The sequence below is a fragment of the Microlunatus sp. GCM10028923 genome (assembly GCF_042666975.1).
Lineage (GTDB): Bacteria > Actinomycetota > Actinomycetes > Propionibacteriales > Propionibacteriaceae > Microlunatus.
Map to the genome: position 1 here is coordinate 348,940 of NZ_JBHTFF010000004.1, position 21,723 is coordinate 370,662.

The following is a 21,723-nucleotide window of genomic DNA, read 5'->3' on the forward strand; positions in this document are numbered from 1 at the left end:
CCACTCTCCTCCGCCGCCGGCCCGGAGACAACCGGGACACGGTTTACGGTCGGGTGGCTTCTGAGGCTCAGCGGACCAGGCCGGACTGGTAGGCGATCACCACCAGCTGGGCCCGGTCGCGGGCTCCGAGCTTGATCATCGCCCGGCTGACATGGGTTCGCGCCGTGGCCGGGCTGACGAACAGCCGGCCCGCGATCTCGTCGTTGTTCAAGCCCTCCCCGATCAGGCCGAGCACCTCGCGTTCCCGGTCGGTCAGCGTGGTCAGCTGCGGATGCACCCGGGCCCGCGCCGGTGCCCGCGACCGCAGCGATTCGATCACCCGGCGGGCCACCGACGGCGACAGCAGCGACTCCCCCGCGGCGGCCAGCCGGATCGCCCGCACCATGTCCTCCGGCTCGCTGTCCTTGATCAGGAACCCGGCCGCACCACCGTGCAGCGCCTCGAACACGTAGTCGTCGTTCTCGAACGTGGTCAGCATGACCACCCGGGTCTCGCTCAGCTTCTCGTCCGCGGCGATCGCCTTCAGGGTCTCGATCCCGTCCATGATCGGCATCCGGATGTCCATCAAGATCACGTCGGGACGGGCCCGCCGGACCAGGTCCAGCGCCTGCCGGCCGTCCTCCGCCTCGCCGGCCAGTTCGAGGTCGTCCTCGGCGTCGACCAGCACGCGGAGGCCCATCCGGACCAGCTGTTGATCATCGGCGATCGCCACCTTGATCGTCATCACTGCACCTCTCGGTCGCTACTCGGGTCGATTCGACAGCTGGTTCCGGATCGGCAGCTGGGCTCGCACCGCCACCCCGCCGCCCGGTTGGGGTTGTACGGTCAACGTACCGCCGACGGCCCGGGCGCGTTCCCGCATTCCGGAGATCCCGTGTCCCTCGACCAACCGGTCGGAGCGGACCGGCGGGCCCTGGTCGACGACCGTGATCAGCAGCCGGCCGTTCTGGCGCGCGATGGTCACCGATGCGGGGGCGTCGCCGGCGTGCCGGACCACGTTGGTCAGCGCTTCCTGGACGATCCGGTAGGCGGTGTGATCGACGGTCGGCGGCAGGTCCCCGACCTCACCCTCGACGGTCAGCTCGATCGTCCGGCCGGCCTGCCGCATCGCCGTGACGAGATGCTCCAGCCGGGCCAGGCCCGGTTCGGGCGCCGTCGGCTCGGCCCGGTCCGGGTCCCGGAAGACGGCCAGGGTGGACCGCAGTTCGGAGAGGGCGTCCTTGCTGGTCTGCCGGATCGCCCGGAGCGACTCCTCGGCCTGTTCCGGCTTCTTCGGCAGGACGTGCAGCGCGACCCCGGCCTGCATGTTGATCACCGACAGCGAGTGCCCGATCAGGTCGTGCACCTCGCGGGCGATCCGCAGCCGCTCCTCGTACGCGGAACGGCGCAGGTCGTCGTCCCGCTCCCTTCGGACGACCTCCCGCCGGGTCCGCCGGATCATGCCGATCATGGCGGCCAGGCCGAACAGCACCAGGACGAAGGTCGCGCCGGCGAGCCGGTTCGGGTCGCCGAAGCCGCGGCCGTCCGGCGGCCACAGCCCGGCCGCGACCATCGGGATCAGGGCGGCCGACCAGGGCAGCCAGTGCCGCGGCTCGAACAGCCGGGCCAGAGTGGCGATCGCGAGCATCGGCGCCAGGAAGACCGGGCCGCCCGGGATGCCGGCGAACAGGCCGACCGCGACCCCGACGACCACCAGGCCGTACCCGATCCACGGCTGCAGCCGGCGCAGGATCAGGCCGGCGGTGAGCAGCAGGATGCCGACCACGATGGGCCAGGTCAGGTCGATCCGGTCGGGCCCGCCGAACCCGGGGTCGGGCGGCCGGTTCGGCCCGTACGGACCCTCGCCGTCCGCCCAGGGCGGCCGGCCACCGTGCCCCATCCAGCCGCTGATCAGCACGCTCCACAGGGTCGCCATCCCGATCAGCAGGCCCAACGGCACGTCGAGGAGCAACTGCCTCGGTTCCGGCCGGATGGCCGGCGTCGCCCGTGCCATCGGCTGCCCCTTTCGGCTGGTGCGCTCGGTCGTGTTCTGGATCTGACCCACGATCGTAATGTCGGGATCCGCCGCCCACATCGACCGCCGCGCGTACCGCGGCTACGTCAGGGAGCGTAGCCGGAAAGCCGCTCGAGGGGCGATGTCCGGAGCCGTTCGCCGAGCCAGAGTTGAAGCCATGATCAGTTCACTGTTGGTGCCGTTGGACACCGGGTTCGGTCCCCATCGCTGGGCCGATGGTCCGCCGCCCTTCTTTCCCTTTCCCATTATTGGAGGAATCATGTGCCTGCTGTTTCTCGCGCTGCTGATCGGCGGCGCCTTCTTCCTGGCCCGGCGCGGCAAGATCGGCCCGCCGCCGTGGGTCAACGCCGCGAACCGGGCGCCCGAGTTCGAGGCGCGCAAGGTCCTGGCCGAGCGGTTCGCCCGCGGCGACATCTCGACCGACGAGTTCCTGGAGCGGGCCAGCGTGCTGAACTGGACGCCGGGCTCCGACCAGTGGCCGACTGACGACGGCGGCAAGAAGCGCCGCTGATCATCGCTGGTGGCCGACACACCAACCGCCCGTCCGGGGAAATCTCCCCGGGCGGGCGGTGTCGTGACTTAAGGTTCTCGGGTGCCTTCCCCGCATGATCGTTACGGGAGCGACGTTCTCGCTCCTGGCTGGCAGCAAGCAACCAAGATCACCAGCCGTCCCGTCCCGGTGCAGCGCGGCCTCGTCGTCGAGGACGCCAGCACCGGCTTCTGTGGCGCCATCGTCCGCTACGAGAACGGCATCGTCGTCCTGGAGGACCGTCGCGAGAAGCGACGCAGTTTCCCTTTGGGCGCAGGATTCCTGATCGACGGCAAGCCGGTCGAGCTGACCCCGCCGGTCCGCGCCTCCGCCAAGGAACCGGCCCGGACCGCTTCCGGCTCGGTCGCCACCCCGCACGAGAAGGCCAAGGTCGCCCTGCCCAGCCGGATCTACGTCGAGGGTCGGCACGACGCCGAGCTCGTCGAGAAGGTCTGGGGCGATGATCTTCGGCACGTCGGCGTGGTCGTCGAGTTCCTCGGCGGCATCGACGATCTGCCGGCGATCGTGGACGACTTCGCCCCGGCCCGCGGGCGGCGGCTCGGCGTGCTCGTCGACCATCTGGTGCCGGGCAGCAAGGAGACCCGGATCGCCGATGCGGTGACCGCCGGACGGCACGGCGAGTACGTGTCCGTACTCGGCCATCCGTTCATCGACATCTGGGAGGCGGTCAAGCCGGACCGGCTCGGGCTGTCGGCCTGGCCGAAGATCCCGCACGGCACCGACTGGAAGTCCGGCATCTGCGCCGCCCTCGGCTGGCCGCACGAGAGCCAGGCCGACGTCGCCGCCGCCTGGCGGATGATCTTGGGCCGGGTGACCAGCTGGGACGATCTGGAGCGGCCGCTGCTGACGGTGGTCGAGCAGTTGATCGACTTCGTCACCACCGATCACGCGATCGGCTGAGGACTCACCGGGAGGCGAGAGCCTGCGGCCCGCCCCAACGCTCGACCAGCCGGCTGGTGGCGTCGGCGAAGGCCCGGATCCGGCCGGTCTCGTCGGCTGTCCGCCAGACCAGCCCAAACGTGAACGGCGGCGCGTCGGTGAACGGCAGGTAGACGACGTCGGTTCGCGGGTGGTAGCGGACGTTGTGCGCGGCGACCGTACAGAATCCTTGCCCGGCAGCGATCAACGTCATCATCTCCTGGAAGGTGCCGACGCCCGCTCCGCGTTCGATGGGTCGGCCACTGGGTGTGGTCCATGGCTGGGCTGACCGTACCCACGCCTGGGGCGGCGTTCCGCCGGGCAGCAGCATCCGGTCCGAGGCCAGGTCCTCCAACGAGACCGCGGCTCGACCGGCGAGCGGGTGCCGGGTCGACACGGCGAGCACGCGGGGCTCGATGATCACGGCCGGGCCGTTGGTCAGCTGAGGTTCGGTGACCGGCTGCTGAGTGAGGACAAGATCGACTTCGCCGTCCCGCAGCGGCCGGCAGGGGTCGGCGACCTCGGTGTTGTGCAGCCGGATCTCCAACTCCGGAAGGCTGGTCCGGAGTTCCTCGATCACGTCCAGCAGGACCCGGCCGGCGAGCGGACCCAGGAAGCCGACCTCGAGCACGCCGGTGATCCCGCGCGCGGCGGCCCGGGCTCGGGCAATGCCGTCCAGGACGGCCTGGTGGGCGGGACGAAGATCATCCAGGAGCTGCCGGCCGATCGCGGTCAGGCCGACCCGGCGGGTGGTGCGTTCGAACAGGGGCGCGCCCACCCGGCGTTCCAGCTTCTTGATCAACTGGCTGACCCGGGCCTGGGAGAGCCCGAGCCGTTCCGCGGCTCGGCCGAAGTGGAGCTCCTCCCCGACGGCGACGAAGGCCTCGATCTCCTGCCCTTCCAACCCCCACCTCCCATTCATAAGCACGGCTTATCGATTGTGGCACAGTTCGCTGCTGATCTTCAGGGTCGGCGTTGGGATAGTGAGGGCGACCGATGCAACAGCGAAGCACGACGAAACGGGAGGGCCAGATGGCCAAGGTCACCTGCCACCAGACGATCTCAGCGGACGGCTACGCCGCGGGTCTCCACCAGACCGAGGAGCGGCCGTTCGGTGACGACGGCGGCGATGGCTGGGGCAACACGTTGCACAGCTGGATGTTCGACAACGCGGACGAGAACCGGGCCGAGATCGACCAGGGGAAGGCGGCGGCCTACATCATGGGCCGCAACATGTTCGGCCCGGTACGCGGAGCGTGGGACCGGCCGTGGAACGGCTGGTGGGGTGACGATCCGCCGTTCCACGGCCCGGTCTTCGTGCTGACCCACCACGCCCGCGACCCGCAGCCGATGGAGGGTGGCACGACGTACCACTTCGTCACCGACGGGATCGAGTCGGCGCTCGCCCAGGCCCGCGAGGCGGCCGGCGACGGCGACGTCTCGATCGAGGGCGGCGCCGAGACGATCAACCAGTACCTGGCCGCCGGGCTCGTCGACGAGCTGCGGCTGCACATCGTCCCGCTCACGCTCGGTGGCGGGGCCCGGATCTTCGACGGCGTCCCGCCGCTGAAGCTGGAACAGGTGTACGCGCGGGCGGCGAGCACCGTCGTCCACGTGACCTACCGCGTCCTCAGCTGAGCCACGCCCCGGACCACGGGGTCACTGGTCGACGACCGAACCGTCCAGGTGCAGCCGGGTGGTCAGCGGCGGGATCCGTGGCGGCGCGATCCGTTCCGCGTCGGGCCCCAGCCGGGCACCGATCCCGGGCGCGCTCGGCACGGTCAGGAAGCCCCGGCCGTCATGGGCGTAGTCGACCTCGATCGCCTCGGCCGGGAAGCCGGCCAGATCGACCGTCGGGAACTCCTGCAGGGCGAAGTTGGGCACGCTGGCGGCGATCTGCAGGCAGGCCGCCGTCGACACCGGGCCGAGCGGGTTGTGCGGTACGACGCCGACGTGCCGCGCCTCTGCCAGCGCCGCGATCTTCTTGGCACCCGAGATCCCGCCGACCAGGCAGACGTCCGGCCGGACGTACTGGACCGCGTTGCGGGAGAGCAGCATCTCGAAGTCCCAGATGCTCGTCATCCGTTCCCCCGTGGCGATCGGCACGTTGATCTTGTCGGCGACGTACGCCATCTCGTCGAGGTTGTCCGGCAGCACCGGATCCTCCAGGAACATGGGCAGCGCGCCCTCGATGCCGGAGCCGAGCAGCACGGCCTCGGCCGGAGTCAGCCGCCGGTGCAGCTCGATGCACAGGTCGACCCCGTCGCCGGCCACCTCGCGATACCGGTGCACGGCCTCGATCGCCCGGCCGATCTTCTGCGCCTCGGTCTCGAAGTACGGCTGTTCGCGCGGTGTGTCCAGGAACGGCGTCAGGTGGCCGACCGCGGTGAACCCCTGCTCCTTGGCGGCGACGATGCCGTCGATCAGTTCGGCCCGTGACGTTCCGTAGACATGGCAGTACGCCCGCGCCCGGTCCCGCACCGGCCCGCCGAGCAGCTGGTGCACAGGCACGCCGTGGTGCTGGCCGGCGATGTCCCAGAGGGCGATGTCGATCGCGCTGAGCGCCCCCATGATCGCCGCGCCGCGGAAGTGGGTCGACCGGTAGAGGTACTGCCAGTGATGCTCGATCAGCAGCGGTGACTTCCCGACCAGGTAGCGCCCGAAGTGGTCCAGCGCGCCGCGGGACGCTTCCAGGAAGCCCCAGGCGCCGGACTCGCCGATCCCGGTCAGCCCTTCGTCGGTACGGATCTCGACCATCAGGTAGCGGTCGAGCAGGAATGGTCGAACCTCGGTGATGATCATGGATCGACGCTAGCCCCGGCCGGCCGGAAGCGGGCCTCCGGTCCCGTTGGCCAGAACACCCTTGTGTAATTACCCCTACCCCCTTAGGGTATCTTTCGATATACCCCCTACCGGTATGGAGAAGAACAGATGTCTACCTCAGTCAGCGATCGGCTCGGCACCACGCGGCGGTGGGCGCTCGCGCTGATCGCCGCCGCCCAGTTCGTGGTGATCATGGACACCTCGATCATCGGAGTCGCCCTGCCCCGGATGCAGGCCGAACTCGGCTTCACCCAGCAGAACCTCTCCTGGGTCTTCAACGCCTATGTCGTCGCGTTCGGCGGTCTGCTCCTGCTCGGCGGGCGATTGTCGGACCTGTTCGGGGCCCGCCGGCTGTTCGCCGCCGGCTGGGTCGTACTGCTGCTGGGCTCACTCGTCGCGGGGCTGGCCGGCAACGTCGGCTGGGAACTCGCCGGCCGGGCCGTCCAAGGGGTCGGCGCCGCCCTGATCGCGCCGTCCGCACTCACCCTGCTGATGATGATCTTCGGAGCCGACCCGAAGGAACTGACCAAGGCGCTCGCCCTCTACGGGGCCGCCGCTCCGGCCGGCGGCACGGCCGGCGTCTTCCTCGGCGGCGTGATCACGCAGTACCTCTCCTGGCCCTGGGTCTTCTTCCTGAACATTCCGATCGCGGTGATCGCCCTGGTCGGCACCAAGTTGCTGATGCCGGCCGGGACGACCGGGAACCGCGGATCGGTGGACCTGCCCGGTGCCCTCACCGTCACCCTCGGACTCGGCGCCGCCGTGTACGGCATCGTCCGGGCACCGGAAGCGGGCTGGGGATCGGCCGAGACCCTGATCGCGCTGGCCGCCGCCGCCGTGCTGCTGACGGCGTTCGTGATCACCCAGGCCGTCCGGCGCCAACCGCTGGTCCGGCTGTCGCTCTTCCGCACGCCCCAGCTGGGGGCGGCCAACCTGGCCCAGGTCCTGCTCGGTGGGGCCTGGATCCCGATGTGGTTCTTCCTCAACCTCTACCTGCAGCAGGTGCTGAACTACACCGCCTTCCCGTCCGGCGCCGCGCTGCTGCCGATGACCGTGGTGATCATGATCGGCATGATCGCGCTCGCCCCTCGGGTGATTGGGCGGTTCGGCACCAAGACGCCGATCGTCGCCGGGATGGTGCTGCTCGCCGCTGGGATGGGCTGGCTGTCGCTGGCACCCGCCGACGGCAACTACTGGACCGACGTGCTGCCGGCCACCCTGGTGGCGGCCCTCGGCATGTCGCTCGCCTTCATCCCGTCGCTCGGTACGGCGATCTCGTCGGCCCGGCCCGAGGAGGGCGGGCTGGCCTCCGGCATCGTCAACACGAGCTACCAGGTGGGCTCCGCGCTCGGCCTGGCCGCGATGACGGCCGTGGCGACCGCCTTCGGCGCCGACCGGCTCGGCGACACCGCGGCCCTGACCCAGGGGTTCTCGGCCGCCTTCCTCGGCGCCGGCGGCATCGCCCTGGCCGGTGCCGTGCTGACCTTGATCATCCTGCGTCCACGTCGTGGAGCCGAGGGATCCTAGGTCGATCCAGCCCGGGCTCAGTCGAGCAGGTCCCGGACCACGCCGTCGGCCAGCAGCCGGCCGCGCAGCGTGAGCACCAGCCGGCCGTCGGTGATCACGATCAGCTCGCGGTCCACCAGGTCCGCGACCCGGCTCGACTCGGACGCGGTCAGCGTGTCCGGGTCGAGCCCGTCGGCCAGCCGGAGTTCCAGCAGGACCCGCTCCACCCGGCGGTCATGATCATCGAGCAGCTCGCGGGCCTGGGCCGGTGCCTCACCCGCCGCCAGCCGGCCGGTGTAGGCCGCCGGGTGCCGTACGTTCCACCAGCGGACGCCGCCGACGTGACTGTGCGCGCCGGGCCCGACGCCCCACCAGTGATCACCGCGCCAGTAGCCGAGGTTGTGCCGGCACCGGTGCGCGGGCGTACGGGCCCAGTTGCTGATCTCGTACGCGGACAGGCCGGCACCGGTCAGCAGCTCCTCGGCCAGCAGGTACTTGTCGGCAAGATCATCGTCGTCGGGCTGGGCGAGCTCGCCGCGCCGGATCCGGGTCGCCAGCCGGGTGCCGGTCTCGACGATCAGGGCGTACGCGCTGACATGATCGGGTTCGGCGGCGAGGGCCGTCTCGAGGCTGGTCCGCCAGTCGGCCAGGCTCTCCCCCGGCGTGCCGAAGATCAGATCGAGACTGACGTCGTCGAAGCCGGCCGCCCGCGCCTCGGCGACAGTCCGGCCGGCCCGGCCCGGGGAATGGACCCGGTCCAGCGTCGCCAGCACCTGCTCGACCGCCGACTGCATGCCGAACGAGATCCGGTTGAATCCCCCGTCCCGCAACCGTTCCAGGCCGTCCGGGCCGATCGACTCGGGGTTGGACTCGGTGGTGATCTCGGCGTCCGGCAGCAGCCCGAACCGGTCCTTGATCGCGGTGATCATCGTGATCAAGGACTCGGGTGGCAGCAGGGTCGGGGTGCCGCCGCCGACGAAGATCGTGCCGACCGGCGGAGCGGCGTCGCCGAGCACCCGGCCGGCCAGCTCGATCTCGGCCAGCATCGCCGCCAGGTAGCTGTCCTGACCGGTGCCGGGCTCGGAGCCGAGCTCGGCCGACGTGTAGGTGTTGAAGTCGCAGTAGCCGCAGCGCGTGGTGCAGTACGGCACGTGCAGATAGAACCCGAGCGGACGGCTGCCCACCTCGGCCCGGGCCGCGTCGGGCAGTGACTCGTCGGCCGGCGACGGGGATCCGTCAGGGGGCTGCGACGGCATCGGACCAGGTCATGATCATGGCAGCTCGAACGGCAGCGGCAGCCCGTCCAGCGCACGGCGGCAGGAGCAGGTCGCGTCGGCGTCGGGCTCGGCGGCGGGCAGCCGCTCGATCACCCGGCGGAGCAACACCTTCAGCCGGTCGATGTTCTCGCCGAAGATCTTGAGCACCTCGGCATGGCTCACCGCGGTCGCCTGATCGACCCCGGCGTCGTGATCTGTGATCACCGCGACGGTCGTGTAGCAGAGCGCGAGCTCGCGGGCGATGGACGCCTCCGGCATCCCGGTCATGCCGATCACGGTGCCGCCGAGGGCGGTGTGCCAGTGCGACTCGGCCCGGGTGGAGAACCGCGGCCCGTTGACCACGACCAGCGTCCCGCCGTCCACCGGCACCCCGGTGTCGGCGCCGGCCGAGTCGAGCACCACCTGCCGGCCGCGCGGGCAGTACGGGTCGGCGAGGCTGACGTGCACCACCGGGCCCTCGCTGTCGTACACGGTGTGGGCGCGGCCCCAGGTCCGGTCGATCACCTGGTCCGGCAGCACCAGAGTGCCCGGACCGTACTCCTCGCGGAGCGAACCGACCGCGCACGGACCGAGCACCTGCCGGACCCCGACCGAGCGGAGCGCCCACAGGTTCGCCCGGTAGTTCACCCGGTGCGGCGGATGCTGGTGCTGCTCCCCGTGCCGGGGCAGGAAGGCGACCCGTCGCCCGGCCACCTCGCCGATCGCCAGGTCCGCGCTGGGCGCCCCGAACGGGGTTTCCACCGCGACCCGTTCCGGCTCGTCCAGGAAGGTGTAGAAACCCGAGCCTCCGATGATCCCGATCTCAGCCGTTGCCGCCACGGACCCGACTCTAGTCACCCCGGCCTCGCATCAGCGCAGCGCCTTCTCCATGATCACGATCGGTACGCCGATCCCGGTGTCCCGCCGCTCGACGACGCGGTAGCCGCGGCCCCGGTAGAAGGCGATGTTCTCCTTGCTGGCCACGGCGGTGAACAGCCGGGCGACCGTACGGTCCGGCGGCGCGGCCGCCTCGATCGCGGCCAGCAGCCGGCTGCCGACGCCGCGCCCGGTCAGGTCCGGGGCGACGATCAACCGGCCGACGGTCCAGGCGCCGGCCTCGTCCCGGGCCCCGATCACGCCGCCGGCGAGCCGGCCGCCCAGCCTGGCCACCAGAACGGTGTCGGTGTCGATCGCGGCGTTGATCACGTCGATCCCGTCGGTCAGCGGCGGGATCTCCAGCGATCCGCAGCGCTGTGCCTCGACCACGAAGGCGGCCCGCTGCAGGGTGAGCAGTTCGCCGGCGTCGGTCCGTACCGCGGGCCGCAGTTCCAGTTCGTCGGTCCGTTCGGCGTCCGGCAGCAGCTCCGGCCGCCGTCGCCGGGTCAGCTCGACGGCCCGCTCGCGGCGCCAGTCCGTGATCCGGCCGTGGTGCCCGGACAGCAGCACCTCCGGCACCTCCAGCCCACGCCAGGCCGCCGGCTTGGTGTAGACCGGGTACTCCAGGAGTTGATCATGATCGGCGGAGTGGGACTCCTCGGCCAGCGACTCGGGGTTGCCGATCACGCCCGGGATCAGCCGGGCGAACGCCTCGATGATCACCAGCGCGGCCGCCTCGCCCCCGTTCAGGACGTAGTCGCCGATGCTGACCTCGTCCACCCGCAGCCGGGTCGCGGCATGCTGGGCGACCCGGGCGTCGATGCCCTCGTAGCGTCCGCAGGCGATGATCACCCGCTGCTCGGCAGCCAGCTCCGCGGCCAGCCGCTGGTCGAACGGCCGCCCGGACGGCGACATGATCAACAGGCGGGCATCGGTGTCGGCCGGCGCCAGGTCGTCCAGCGCCTCGCCCCACGGCTCCGGCCGCATCACCATCCCGGCGCCGCCGCCGTACGGGGTGTCGTCGACGGTCCGGTGCCGGTCGTGGGTCCAGTCCCGCAGATCGTGCACCGCGAGGTCGATCAGCCCGGTCTCGATCGCCTTGCCGACCAGGGAGAGCCGCAGCGGCGCCAGGTAGTCCGGGAAGATCGAGACGACGTCGATCCGCATCAGTCGTCGTCCTCGTCGGAGAGCAGCCCGGGCACGTCGGCCAGCCGCAGCAGACCTTGATCAAGATCGACCTCGGGCACCAGCTCGGTGACGAACGGGACCAGCGCCTCGCCGGTTCCGGTGTCGATCTCCAGCAGATCCTGGGCGGGCAGATGTGCCACGCCGGTCACCCGGCCGACCTCGCTGCCGCCGGCGTCCAGGACCCGCAGGCCGACCAACTGCCGGTCGTAGTACTCCTCGGGCCGGTCCGGGCGGTCCGCCGGGTCGACGTCGACGACGAGGCGGACCCCGCGGAGCGCCTCGGCGGCGTTGCGATCGTCGACCTCGTCGAACCGGACCAGCAGCCGGCCGCTGTGATCACGGGCCGTGACAACCGTCAGCCGGCGCGGGCTGCCCTCGATGCGGACAGCCCGGCCGGCTGCGAAACGTACTTCCGGCTCGTCGGTGCGCGGTTCGACCGCGACATCGCCACGGATCCCGTGGGCCCGGCCGACGACGCCGACCAGAACCTCAACCGTCACGGTTGTGGATCCGGGCGTCAGCGACGACCGCGGCGGCGATCTCCGGAGCGGCGGTCGTTGCGGTCGACATCGACGAAGTCGACCCGCACCTGCTCCCGACCGGCCAGGGCCGTGATCACCGTCCGCAGCGCGGTGGCGGTCCGCCCCGATCGGCCGATCACCTTGCCGATGTCGTCAGGATGGACCCGCACCTCGAGCAGTCGCCCGCGCCGCAGGTCCTTGTCCCGTACCCGAACGTCGTCGGGCACGGTCACGATGCCGCGGACCAGGTGCTCCAGCGCCTCGGAGAGCACGATCAGGCCTGATCGCCGGACGCGGCGTCGGCCGGGGCGTCGCCGCCGTCAGCCTCGGCCTCGGCCTTCTTGGCCGGCTTCTCCGACGTGATGGCCTTGTTCTTCGGCTCGTCGCCGGCCTCGGCCAGCGCGGCGTTGAAGGCCTCGGTCTTGTTGGCCCGGGTCTTCTGCGGCTCGATGCCCGACGGCGACGTGTCGCCGGAGAACTTCTGCCAGTCACCGCTCCGCTTGAGGATGGCGATGACGGCCTCGGTCGGCTGGGCGCCGACGGACAGCCAGTACTGGGCCCGGTCCGAGTCGACCTCGATCAGCGACGGGTCGTTCTTCGGGTGGTACTTGCCGATCTCCTCGATCGCGCGACCGTCACGCTTGGTGCGGGAGTCGGCGACGACGATGCGGTAGTGCGGCGAGCGGATCTTGCCGAGCCGCTTCAGGCGAATCTTGACAGCCACGTGAGTGGTAACTCCTTGGAAATCTCTGGTGGGTGAGGACACCGCCCGTGTGGGGCACTCCGAACCGCGGCCTCGGCTGGGTCCGGCTGCGGGCACGATGAGAGGGCGTGCCCGAACAGGACCAGCGCATAGTTTGCCAGAGTCACGCCCCCCAACGCGAACTCACGACGCTAGCCTCGCGGCCATGGATGAACTGCGTGACCGGCTGCAGCGGGCGCTGCGCTCCGCGCTGAAGGAGCGGGACCGGGTCGGGGCCCGCGCGATCCGCACCGCGCTGGCGGCGATCGCGAACGCCGAGGCGGTCGATCCGGGCTCGGCACCGAAGGCCGGGCCGGCGACGGACCCGGCGGTCGCCGGCACCGTCAAGGGTGTCGGCGCCGCCGAGGTGGCCCGTCGCGAACTGAGCGCCGACGACCTGGCTGCGATCGTCGGTCGTGAGATCACCGAGCGGCGCCGGGCCGCCACGATGTACGAACAGTCGGGCCGGTCCGAGCACGCCGGTGAACTCCACCGGGAGGCCGACGTGCTCGACCGGATCCTGAGCGGTCCCGCTTAGCGGTCCCGGCCCCAGCCGTTGCCGTTGTTGCCGTTGCCGCTCGAGGACGAGGAACCCGTCACGAGTTCCGCGTCGTAGGCCGCGAGGGCCTCCTCGACCGGCTGGAAGTAGCCGACGTTGGGCTGGCCGACCTTCTCACCACAGACCAGGTCCTGGCCCTGCTGGTAGAGCATGCCGCCACTGGTCAGACCCTGGGCCACGGTTCCGCTGACGTTGGCGCCGCCGGAATCGCCCTGCTCGACGCAGGCCGTGTGCTGGGTCATCCCGGAGACGATGTCGCCGTTGCCGTAGTTGACGGTCTCGTCGTGCGACTCGATCTCGCCACAGGTCCAGTCGGTGGTCCGGCCGCTCTTGCAGACCGCACTGCCGACCGCGCCGAGGCCGGCCTCGGTGACTTCCTGGTACGAGCCGTCGTAGGTGTCCACCGCACCCTGCTGGGTCCAGGCGCTGGAGACGTCCACGGCCGCGTAGTCGTTCTCCGGGAAGCTGAACGAACGGGTGGCACCGATCTCCACACCGTCCTTGGAGAACGTCGGCTCGCCGTCACCGCAGTGGCCCGCGGTGAGCAGGATCGCCTCGCCCGAGGTGGTCTTCGCGTTGAAGCCGGCCGAACAGACGTAGCCGTTGGACATCTCGATCTGCTGCCCGCCGTACAGGTCGGCGGTGGGCCGCACCGCACCCTCCACCTGCTCGACGGTCACGTCGACGCCCAGCTTCCGGGCCTTGGCCAGGAACGCCTCGGTCGCCTTGTCCTCGGCGCCCTCGACGGTCCGGACCAGCAGGCTGTTGGACCGCACGTCGGCGCGCCAGGACTGCACGTCACCGGCCCCGGCGGACCGCGCGAACTCGTCCAGCGCCTTGCGCTGCTCGGCCAGCTCGGACAGCGAGTGCTTGACCTGGCGAGCCTCGGCGCCGGACGCGCGGACCACGGCCGCCGCCTCGGAACTGGTCACCGCGACGACGAGCTTCCCGGAGCCCGCGTCGATCCAGGACCCGGCACTGACGTCCGGGCCCAGCTTGGCCTCGAGGTCGACGGCCAGCACCGACAGCCTGGCCTGCAGTGACAGCAGGTTCTCGGCATCGTCCGTCGACAGCCCGAGTGCGCGGGCCAGCGCTTCCAGCTGGGAATCCGGGATTCCCTTGTCGGGTTGAGCGGTCGCCGCTGTGGCCGTACCGAACATCAGCACCAGGCCGGCCAGCACGGCGAGTAACGGCCTGAGCGCACGGGTCGTTCCCCGATCAAACATGACTTCCTCTCGATCGATTTCCCCGATGGGCACACCCCCGACCTGACCGAGAGCCAGCTCCCCCTGAGCAAAATCGCTTGAGTAAATCGTCGTTGACGCTAACGAACGACCTACGGGGAGGTCAAGGGCTCACCATCGCCCCGGCGAATCGGTAGGTCTCCTCCACCGAGTTGCGTTCCGTGAGCCTGTCGTTACTATTCTGTTATCCGCAAGGGGTGTGTCACCTGTGCTCACCCACCCGCAGACCCGCTGGAGAATCGTGCGCAAAGTTGTTCCTGCAGTCGTGATCGCTGGCCTTCTCGCCGCTGGTGGCCTCGGCTACGGCGGCTATGTCGCGGCCGCCGACGACGTCAACCTCTCGGTCGACGGGCAGCCGACCCGCTTCACCACCCATGCCGGGACCGTGGCCGACGTGCTGCGTGACCAGGGCATCGCGGTGAACGACCGGGACGACGTGCAGCCCTCGCTGACCTCGGAGGTCGCCGGCCCGACCACGATCACCGTGAACTTCGCCCGGCAGTTGACGATCACGGTCGACGGCAAGAAGGACAGCTACTGGACCACGGCGCGCAGCGTCGACGAGGCCCTGCAGGAGATGAACATCCCGGCCTCGGCCAAGCTGTCCACCTCGCGTGGCGCCAAGATCAGCAGGGACGGCATCCACATCAAGGTGGACACCTCCAAGTCCGCGACGGTCGTCGCCGGTGGCAAGACCTTCAAGATCACCACGACCGGGCGGACCATCGCCGACGCGCTCAAGAAGGCCAAGGTCGCCTACGACAAGGATGATCAGGTCTCGCCGAAGCCGTCCGCCGCGCTGGTCGACAAGGCCAAGATCGTCGTCAAGATCATCGAGGTCAAGAAGGCGACCAAGAAGCTCGAGCACGAGTACAAGACGATCGAGAAGAAGACCGACTCGCTCGAGAAGGGCGAGACGAAGACCGACACCAGCGGCATCACCGGGATCACCGAAGAGATCTGGCAGTACGTCTACGTCGACGGCAAGCAGACCGAGAAGAAGCTGCTCTCGTCGAAGGTGATCAAGAAGAAGCGGGACAAGATCGTTCTGGTCGGCACCAAGGAGCCGAAGAAGTCCGACGACAGTGACGACAGCAAGAACGACGACTCGGACAGCAACGATGACTCCGGCGACTCGGGCAACGACGACGAGCCGAAGAACGACGACGCTTCCGGCGAGTCGGGCAGCTGCAAGGCGTCCTACTACTGGCAGGGCCAGATGACCGCCAACGGCGAGCAGTTCAACACGAACGACTTCACCGCCGCGCACAAGTCGCTGCCGTTCAACAGCCGGGTCAGGGTGACCAACCTCAACAACGGCAAGAGCACCACCGTCCGGATCAACGACCGCGGCCCGTACATCTCCGGCCGCTGCCTCGACCTGTCCCGAGCCGCGATGGAGGCCATCGGCGGCACCGGCGCGGGCGTCGTCCCGGTCAAGTACAAGGTGCTCTGAGCTCGATCGGGTCCGAGACGGCCGTCTGGGTGGGATGATGGTGCACATGGTCGCTATGCCGAGCCGACTTGATCGGATCACTGTGAATCCGGAGGTCTCCCACGGGAAGCCGACGATCCGCGGCATGCGGATTCGCGTGCAGGATGTGCTCGAACTGCTCGCGTCTGGGATGACCTACGACGAAGTCCTCGCCGACTACGACGAACTCGAGCGCGAAGACATTCTCGCCGTGCTGGAGTTCGCAGCGCTTGACTCTGCTGCTCGCATCCAGCGGTTCGTCGCCTGACCGCCGGGCCTACCCACCCAACTTTCGCTGTGTCGGCCTTCCTCATCGACCAACAGTTGCCGTCACGGCTCGCGGTGCACCTGGTGGGCCTCGGTCACGACGCTCGCCATGTCAAGCAATACCCTGGCGGAACCACACTCCGCGACATCGAGATCGCAGCGATCGCAGATCACGAGAACAGAATCGTTGTGACTAAGGACGACGACTTTCGGGTGTTGCATCTGACCAGGCAGCAGCCGGCCCGCGTCCTGATCGTCACCTGCGGCAACATCACGACACCGGACTTGCTGGCGCTGTTCGATCGCTACTACACCGACCTGGCAACGGCAATCGTTGAGTACCAATACGTCGAACTTCATCGTGATGGTGTCTTCATCCACGACCCGAGCTGAGCGACTCGGCCCTCCGACTCGAGCAACGACGACTCCGGCGACTCGGGCAACGACGACGAGCCGAAGAACGACGACGCTTCCGGCGAGTCGGGCAGCTGCAAGGCGTCCTACTACTGGCAGGGCCAGATGACCGCCAACGGCGAGCAGTTCAACACGAACGACTTCACCGCCGCGCACAAGTCGCTGCCGTTCAACAGCCGGGTCAGGGTGACCAACCTCAACAACGGCAAGAGCACCACCGTCCGGATCAACGACCGCGGCCCGGTGCTCCGAGCGCCCGACGTCTCAATAATCCTTGGTCAGCGACGGGGCCCGGCCGGAACAATCGGGCTCGTGGACCGGAATGAGATCACCGCGGAACTGGCGAGTCGACTGGTCGCGGAGCAGTTCCCCCAGTGGGAACGGCTTCCGGTCCGGCCGGTCGACCTGAACGGCTGGGACAACACCACCTTCCGGCTGGGCGACGACCTGTCGATCCGGCTGCCCAGCGGCGCCGGGTATGCGCCCGCGGTGGCGAAGGAGCAGCGCTGGCTGCCCATCCTGGCTCCGCAGTTGCCGAAGCCGGTCCCGGAGCCCGTCGCTCTGGGCCGGCCGGGCTGTGGCTATCCCTGGCCCTGGTCGGTCAACCGCTGGCTGCCGGGGACACCGGCGGGGCTCGCCACGATCACCGACCTCAACGCGTTCGCACTCGACCTGGCCGATTTCCTCGGCACGTTGTACGGGCTCGACGCCACCGGCGGGCCGCCGCCGGAACCGGGCTACGGGCACCGGGGCGGGCCGCTCTCGACCTATGACGACGAGGAGATCCCGGAGGCGACCGGCATGATCGCCGGCCGCATCGACGTCGGCGCCGTGGCCGAAGTGTGGCAGACCGCGCTGGCGACGGAGTGGGACCGAGCGCCGGTCTGGCTGCACGGCGACGTCGTCGGTTCCAACCTGCTGGCTGTCGACGGCAGGCTCAGCGCGGTGATCGACTTCGGCTGCTCAGCCGTCGGCGACCCGTCCTGCGACCTGGCGATCACCTGGACGTTCTTCGAGGGCGACAGCGCCCGGCTGTTCCGGGACAGGCTGGCGCTGGACGAGGCGACCTGGGCCCGCGGCCGCGGCTGGGCGCTCTGGAAGGCGCTGATCACCATCCGCCGGGCCCGGGTGAACGGCGGCGACGAGTACGGCGACGCCCGTCGGGCCGGCTGGCGGCACGATCCGTACCAGGTGATCGAGAACGTCCTGGCCGACCACCGCCAGTCATGATCGAATAGTCGCGACAAACCTTCGAGCCCGGCCACGAAGTGGGAGCGAATGGCATCAGACCTGGAGCAGATCGCTGACGGCATGCGAGCCGTGGCTTCGATGTCGCGCATGACCAGTGATCAACTCCGGGAGTGGATCGTTCGGACGGAACGTCAGGTCGCCGAACTCGAACACCACCTGGGCGGCCATCAGGCTCAGCTCGCCGCACACTTCCACGAGGCCCTTCGCTGCTGTGCGCTGGTGGTGGAGGCACTCCACGAGGTCGCACGCGCGAGCGACGCCTGGGCAGACGGAGCCGCTGGCGGCGGGTCAGCTTCGGCGCCGCCCGGGCCCGCAACGTCACGGCCGCCGACCACCTCCCCGGTGATCAACCTCTCGACGCGGAGTCCGTCGGACAAGGACAGGCTGGCGTCCCCGCCGCCGAGCTCGACGCTTCTCGTGGACGGAAGATTTCGGTACGAGACCGATGAGCACCGGCGCGTCGTCAAGGCCACGGCCACCCTCGACGAACGCGACCCCGGGCATCCGCGTGACAGCGGTGCCCAGAAGGACGTACCGGGCCGGCTACCCGGGGACCATGCAGGACACATCTTCGCCCGGATCTTCAAAGGTCCAGGCGACCTCATCAATCTCATCCCGATGCACGGCAGTAAGGTCAATCTCTCGGCCTACAAGGTCTTGGAGAACCTGTGGTCCAGGACCATCGCTGCCAACGGCAGCGCCGAGGTCGAGGTGCGGTTCGACTATGCCGGTGACAGTCACCGACCTGACATCATCAGGGTGCACTACGAGATTCGGGACGCCGCGGGCACTGTCATCGGCGGCGCGAACATCAAGATCAGGAACGAGGAGGTCTGAAGAGATCATGGCGCTCAATGACATCGGGCCGTTGCTGACCGCGATCGGACGCTCGGCCATCGCCGATCCGCCGGCGGGCTGGGAGTCGATCACGGTCACCATGACCGGGCTCGGCCCGATGACCAGTGTCAGCGGCGCGGCGACCGTCGGCGGTGTTCCGCGGTACCTGAGCATCGACGGGGACGCCGTCGACTCGGCCGAGAACCTTCGGACGATGATGTACGCCGAGCACACCGGCACCTGGTACCGCGCGACGCTGACCATCACCCCGGACGGGCAGATCAACTCCGACTTCGACTACGACGGCAAGCCGTACGACCCGGAGGACGAAGGGACGGAGCCGATCATCGATCTCCTGATGCGTGATCAGAAGCGGTATCCGCGCGACCCTGAACACCTTCCCGACTGGCATCCGGCGAAGCAGGCCTGACGAAACCGTCCCGCGGGCAGGCTCAGCTGGTGATGTCCTTGCGGAGGAACCACCAGAAGGCGAAGCCGAAGCCGATGATCGCGTAGCCGATCGACCAGAGCGCGCCGGTGGCCATCCGGGAGAAGTCGATGGTCGGGGCGAGCGCGGTGGCCCAGGCGAACGCGAAGTGGCCGGGCAGGCCGTCGGCGATCGGGCCCAGGGCCGGGATCGAGTCGAGGATCGCCGAGACGATCATGACCATGACCGCACCGCCGACCGCGGCCAGCGGGGCGTCGGTGAGCACCCCGAACGCGAACGCCAGCGCGCCGACCACGGCGAGGTTGAGGATCAGATAGATGATGACGAGCGGCAGCCGGAGCAGGAACTCGCCGAGCCCGAGTTGATCACCGGTCGGCGAGAGATAGGCGTCCCAGCCGTACGCGAAGCCGCCGACCAGCAGGGTCCAGACCGGCAGGATGATCATGGCCGCGACGGCCGACAGCCCGGCGATGATCAGCTTGCTGCCGAGCAGCCGGGCCCGCGGCACCGGGGCGATGAGCAGGTAGCGGAGCGTCCCCCAGGCCGCCTCGGAGGGCACCGCGTCGCCGAAGAACAGCGCCACCACGATGATCAACAGGAAGCCGGTCGCGGCGTACAGGGCGAAGACGGTCAGGTTCGGGCCGCTGTACTGGGCCAGGTCGACGAAGGTCGGCGCCGTCCCGTCGGACGGACCGCCGAGCGCGAAGGCGCCGATCAGCACCAGCGGCAGCGCGAGCAGCACGGCCAGGATGCCGATGGTGCGCCGCCGACCCAGTTGCCGGCGCAACTCGGCGCGCAGCGGCAACGCCGCCGTCGCCGCGCCGATCTCCGGTCGGGTCTCGTTGGGTGCCACCACATGATCAGCGTAACCGGCGACAAAGCGCGGTCGCTCGTCGTACGATCGGCGCAGCCCAACGGAGGGAGCACCATGCGGACTCGTCGTGCCGTGCTGAAGGGTGGACTCGGGATCGCCGCCACCGCCGTCATCGGAGGATCCGCGGCAACGGCCCACGCCGCGCCCAGTCCCACCTTCCCCTGGATCATCGACTGCGACGGCTGGGGTGCCCGGCCGCCGTCCGGCGCGCTACCGCTGAGCGCCATCGCGACGAACAAGATCATCCTGCACCACATGGCCTTCCCGAACGTCACGGACTACTCGCGGGAGCAGGCGGTCAAGCTGGCCAAGGACTGCCAGAACCTGCACATGGACGGCAACGGCTGGTCGGACACCGGTCAGCACTTCACGATCAGCCGTGGCGGGTACGTGCTCGAGGGCCGGCACGGCAGCCTCGCCCAGCTCGACACCGGCGGCAACCAGGTGATCTCGGCCCACTGCCCGGGCGAGAACGGCCGGGCGATCGGGATCGAGAACGAAGGCACCTACATCACCGAGCTGCCGCCGGACGCGCTGCAGGAGTCGCTGGTCCGGCTCTGCGTCGCCGTCTGCGAGCAGTACGGGCTGCACGCCTGGGACATCTTCGGTCATTGGGACTTCCGGCACACGCAGTGCCCCGGCATCGCCTTCTACGGGATCTTCCCGAAGCTCCGCCGCAAGATCGCCCGCGAACTGGGCGAGTCGACGATGGACGAGGAGCGACGCTGGCCGGATCTGTGGCGGTTCGTCAACAGCCCGTCGGTGATCACCGTGCAGTACCTGCTCAACGTGCAGGGCTATCCGTTGAAGCCGGACGGGGCGTTCGGCCCGGAGACGGTCGCGGCGGTGCAGGACTGGCAGGCCCGCAACCAGCTCCCGGTCGACATCGACGCGACACTGACGCCGCCCACCTGGCGGTCGCTGACCGAGCCGGTGCCGGTACGGCTCGGCGACGCCGGCCCGGCCGTCTCGGCGATCCAGACCATGCTTGCCACCAAGGGATTCGGGACGACGGTGACCGGGACCTTCGACAGCGTCACCGAGGTCGCGGTACGCAAGCTGCAGCGGCTGCACCGGCTGCCGGCCGACGGCGTGATGTCGCCGTCGACCTGGTGCGCGCTGGTCGGCGGGATCGTCCGGGAGTCGTTCCGCTGATCCGAGCGTGCCGCCGGCCTAGGAGCTCAGCTCGACGTAGGCGATCGTCGCGTCGTCGTTGACCTTCCGCCGGGGCCGGCGTGACCCGTCCGCGTCGGCGGCCTCGAGCTCCCGGACCTGGTTCAGCACGGCCTCCGGCCCTTCGCCGGCGAGCGTGGCGAGCACCGCCGGCCATTCCTGATCATGGAACAGGTCGACGCCGCGGGCCGCGCCGTCGGAGAGCAGCGCGAAGGCGCTGACCTGGTCCCGTGGCCAGGTCCGGACCAGCGCCTCCGCCGCGGCGGCCGGATCGGCGCCGGCGACCCAGAAGCCGCCGGGCCGGTTCCGGTAGGGGTTCATCCAGCCCGGCACCGGGATGTGACCCTCGCCGTAGAGCCGGGTGACCAGCTTGTCCAGCCGGTCGTCAGTGAACGCGGTCAGGCCGTCCGGGGTGTTGACGATCAAGGTCGAGTCGGCCAGCACCAGCGACTCCAGCCGGTCGGTGAGCCGGGTGACGATCACCGTCGCGGACGGCGAGTTCGGGTGATCGAGATCGCAGTCGCCGCCGTGCTGCGGCCGGACGTCCAAGATCGCCAGCCGGAGCGCCTCCGCGAGCGGCGTCGCCGGATCGGACGCCCGGTCGAGCAGGGCCGGGCCGAGCCGGCTGACGTACCAGTAGACGCCGTGCCGGCAGCCCGTGCTGAGGTGTTTCGCGATCCCGGCGCCGTCGAGCAGCACGACGACGCCGTCCCGCGCGAGTGCGAGGTCCTCGTTGGGCTGGTCCGGAAATGCTGGCAGGGTGGCGATCCGTACTTCCGGGTCCATGA

25 protein-coding genes and 1 pseudogene are annotated in these 21,723 nt (G+C 69.7%); 13 read left to right on the forward strand and 13 right to left on the reverse strand.

What is annotated here, in order from left to right; all coding sequences use genetic code 11:
* Positions 1–67: 67 nt before the first annotated feature.
* Both ACFQU4_RS11855 and ACFQU4_RS11860 read right to left on the reverse strand, forming a co-directional pair.
* Positions 68–724, reverse strand: a complete 657-nt coding sequence (locus ACFQU4_RS11855; RefSeq protein ID WP_377491511.1) for a response regulator — start codon at positions 722–724, stop codon at positions 68–70.
* 18 nt (positions 725–742) lie between these two features.
* On the reverse strand, positions 743–1,993 hold the full coding sequence (locus ACFQU4_RS11860) for a sensor histidine kinase (RefSeq protein ID WP_377491514.1): 1,251 nt from the start codon (positions 1,991–1,993) through the stop codon (positions 743–745).
* A gap of 178 nt (positions 1,994–2,171) precedes the next feature.
* Between ACFQU4_RS11860 and ACFQU4_RS11865 the strand changes: the two genes are divergently transcribed.
* Both ACFQU4_RS11865 and ACFQU4_RS11870 read left to right on the forward strand, forming a co-directional pair.
* Positions 2,172–2,525, forward strand: coding sequence for an SHOCT domain-containing protein (locus ACFQU4_RS11865; protein WP_179756937.1), 354 nt, complete (start codon positions 2,172–2,174; stop codon positions 2,523–2,525).
* 81 nt (positions 2,526–2,606) lie between these two features.
* A complete protein-coding gene (locus ACFQU4_RS11870) occupies positions 2,607–3,464 on the forward strand; it encodes a DUF3097 domain-containing protein (protein ID WP_377491517.1) in 858 nt (285 codons plus the stop codon).
* Between the two features lie 4 nt (positions 3,465–3,468).
* Here the strand turns inward: ACFQU4_RS11870 and ACFQU4_RS11875 are convergent, their stop codons facing one another.
* Positions 3,469–4,386 carry a LysR family transcriptional regulator gene (locus tag ACFQU4_RS11875; RefSeq protein WP_377491520.1) on the reverse strand — a complete coding sequence of 306 codons (918 nt, stop codon included), beginning with the start codon at positions 4,384–4,386 and terminating at the stop codon, positions 3,469–3,471.
* 128 nt (positions 4,387–4,514) lie between these two features.
* Between ACFQU4_RS11875 and ACFQU4_RS11880 the strand changes: the two genes are divergently transcribed.
* On the forward strand, positions 4,515–5,120 hold the full coding sequence (locus tag ACFQU4_RS11880) for a dihydrofolate reductase family protein (protein ID WP_377491522.1): 606 nt from the start codon (positions 4,515–4,517) through the stop codon (positions 5,118–5,120).
* A 21-nt stretch (positions 5,121–5,141) separates the two neighbouring features.
* Here ACFQU4_RS11880 and ACFQU4_RS11885 read toward each other — a convergent pair whose 3' ends face one another.
* Positions 5,142–6,284, reverse strand: a complete 1,143-nt coding sequence (locus ACFQU4_RS11885) for a mandelate racemase/muconate lactonizing enzyme family protein (RefSeq protein WP_377491525.1) — start codon at positions 6,282–6,284, stop codon at positions 5,142–5,144.
* A gap of 129 nt (positions 6,285–6,413) precedes the next feature.
* On the opposite strand from ACFQU4_RS11885, the gene ACFQU4_RS11890 reads away from it, so the two are divergent.
* The gene (locus ACFQU4_RS11890; protein WP_377491528.1) at positions 6,414–7,832 is read left to right on the forward strand and encodes an MFS transporter; all 1,419 of its coding nucleotides are present in this window, start codon (positions 6,414–6,416) and stop codon (positions 7,830–7,832) included.
* A gap of 17 nt (positions 7,833–7,849) precedes the next feature.
* Here ACFQU4_RS11890 and hemW read toward each other — a convergent pair whose 3' ends face one another.
* Genes hemW through rpsP form a run of 6 tightly spaced genes read right to left on the reverse strand, consistent with a single transcriptional unit; the run spans position 7,850 to position 12,376 of the window.
* Positions 7,850–9,067, reverse strand: coding sequence for a radical SAM family heme chaperone HemW (gene hemW / locus ACFQU4_RS11895; RefSeq protein ID WP_377491531.1), 1,218 nt, complete (start codon positions 9,065–9,067; stop codon positions 7,850–7,852).
* A gap of 15 nt (positions 9,068–9,082) precedes the next feature.
* Positions 9,083–9,907 carry an S-methyl-5'-thioadenosine phosphorylase gene (locus tag ACFQU4_RS11900; RefSeq protein WP_377491534.1) on the reverse strand — a complete coding sequence of 275 codons (825 nt, stop codon included), beginning with the start codon at positions 9,905–9,907 and terminating at the stop codon, positions 9,083–9,085.
* A 30-nt stretch (positions 9,908–9,937) separates the two neighbouring features.
* A complete protein-coding gene (gene trmD, locus ACFQU4_RS11905; RefSeq protein WP_377491537.1) occupies positions 9,938–11,110 on the reverse strand; it encodes a tRNA (guanosine(37)-N1)-methyltransferase TrmD in 1,173 nt (390 codons plus the stop codon).
* A complete protein-coding gene (gene rimM, locus ACFQU4_RS11910; RefSeq protein ID WP_377491540.1) occupies positions 11,110–11,631 on the reverse strand; it encodes a ribosome maturation factor RimM in 522 nt (173 codons plus the stop codon). Before rimM ends, trmD begins: the two co-directional genes overlap by 1 nt.
* A gap of 17 nt (positions 11,632–11,648) precedes the next feature.
* On the reverse strand, positions 11,649–11,924 hold the full coding sequence (locus ACFQU4_RS11915) for an RNA-binding protein (protein WP_377491543.1): 276 nt from the start codon (positions 11,922–11,924) through the stop codon (positions 11,649–11,651).
* 2 nt (positions 11,925–11,926) lie between these two features.
* Positions 11,927–12,376 carry a 30S ribosomal protein S16 gene (gene rpsP / locus ACFQU4_RS11920; RefSeq protein ID WP_377491546.1) on the reverse strand — a complete coding sequence of 150 codons (450 nt, stop codon included), beginning with the start codon at positions 12,374–12,376 and terminating at the stop codon, positions 11,927–11,929.
* Positions 12,377–12,560: 184 nt separating this feature from the next.
* Here rpsP and ACFQU4_RS11925 point away from each other — a divergent pair, with 184 nt between their 5' ends.
* Positions 12,561–12,932 (forward strand): GatB/YqeY domain-containing protein, encoded by a 372-nt coding sequence (locus ACFQU4_RS11925; RefSeq protein ID WP_377491549.1) that lies wholly within the window; start codon positions 12,561–12,563, stop codon positions 12,930–12,932.
* Here the strand turns inward: ACFQU4_RS11925 and ACFQU4_RS11930 are convergent.
* On the reverse strand, positions 12,929–14,179 hold the full coding sequence (locus ACFQU4_RS11930; protein WP_377491552.1) for a S1 family peptidase: 1,251 nt from the start codon (positions 14,177–14,179) through the stop codon (positions 12,929–12,931). The genes ACFQU4_RS11925 and ACFQU4_RS11930 overlap by 4 nt on opposite strands.
* Positions 14,180–14,462: 283 nt before the next feature.
* Here ACFQU4_RS11930 and ACFQU4_RS11935 point away from each other — a divergent pair, with 283 nt between their 5' ends.
* The 7 genes and pseudogenes from ACFQU4_RS11935 to ACFQU4_RS11965 all read left to right on the forward strand — a co-directional run bounded on the left by ACFQU4_RS11935 (position 14,463) and on the right by ACFQU4_RS11965 (position 18,870).
* Positions 14,463–15,653 (forward strand): septal ring lytic transglycosylase RlpA family protein, encoded by a 1,191-nt coding sequence (locus ACFQU4_RS11935; RefSeq protein ID WP_377491555.1) that lies wholly within the window; start codon positions 14,463–14,465, stop codon positions 15,651–15,653.
* A 46-nt stretch (positions 15,654–15,699) separates the two neighbouring features.
* Positions 15,700–15,939: a DUF433 domain-containing protein gene (locus ACFQU4_RS11940; protein ID WP_377491558.1), complete on the forward strand. Its 240-nt coding sequence runs from the start codon at positions 15,700–15,702 to the stop codon at positions 15,937–15,939.
* Between the two features lie 29 nt (positions 15,940–15,968).
* Positions 15,969–16,331 carry a DUF5615 family PIN-like protein gene (locus tag ACFQU4_RS11945; protein WP_377491561.1) on the forward strand — a complete coding sequence of 121 codons (363 nt, stop codon included), beginning with the start codon at positions 15,969–15,971 and terminating at the stop codon, positions 16,329–16,331.
* 111 nt (positions 16,332–16,442) lie between these two features.
* Positions 16,443–16,595, forward strand: a pseudogene (locus tag ACFQU4_RS11950) (septal ring lytic transglycosylase RlpA family protein); the annotation flags it as partial.
* Between the two features lie 69 nt (positions 16,596–16,664).
* The gene (locus ACFQU4_RS11955) at positions 16,665–17,582 is read left to right on the forward strand and encodes an aminoglycoside phosphotransferase family protein (RefSeq protein ID WP_377492254.1); all 918 of its coding nucleotides are present in this window, start codon (positions 16,665–16,667) and stop codon (positions 17,580–17,582) included.
* Positions 17,583–17,630: 48 nt separating this feature from the next.
* A complete protein-coding gene (locus ACFQU4_RS11960; RefSeq protein ID WP_377491564.1) occupies positions 17,631–18,440 on the forward strand; it encodes a DNA/RNA non-specific endonuclease in 810 nt (269 codons plus the stop codon).
* A 7-nt stretch (positions 18,441–18,447) separates the two neighbouring features.
* Positions 18,448–18,870 carry a hypothetical protein gene (locus ACFQU4_RS11965; RefSeq protein ID WP_377491567.1) on the forward strand — a complete coding sequence of 141 codons (423 nt, stop codon included), beginning with the start codon at positions 18,448–18,450 and terminating at the stop codon, positions 18,868–18,870.
* Positions 18,871–18,892: 22 nt separating this feature from the next.
* Here ACFQU4_RS11965 and ACFQU4_RS11970 read toward each other — a convergent pair whose 3' ends face one another.
* Entirely contained in the window at positions 18,893–19,744 is an 852-nt protein-coding gene (locus ACFQU4_RS11970; protein ID WP_377491570.1) for an ABC transporter permease, read from the reverse strand.
* A gap of 72 nt (positions 19,745–19,816) precedes the next feature.
* Between ACFQU4_RS11970 and ACFQU4_RS11975 the strand changes: the two genes are divergently transcribed.
* Positions 19,817–20,917: an N-acetylmuramoyl-L-alanine amidase gene (locus ACFQU4_RS11975; protein ID WP_377491573.1), complete on the forward strand. Its 1,101-nt coding sequence runs from the start codon at positions 19,817–19,819 to the stop codon at positions 20,915–20,917.
* Positions 20,918–20,935: 18 nt separating this feature from the next.
* Here ACFQU4_RS11975 and ACFQU4_RS11980 read toward each other — a convergent pair whose 3' ends face one another.
* A complete protein-coding gene (locus tag ACFQU4_RS11980) occupies positions 20,936–21,721 on the reverse strand; it encodes a hypothetical protein (protein ID WP_377491576.1) in 786 nt (261 codons plus the stop codon).
* Between the last annotated feature and the right edge of the window lie 2 nt (positions 21,722–21,723).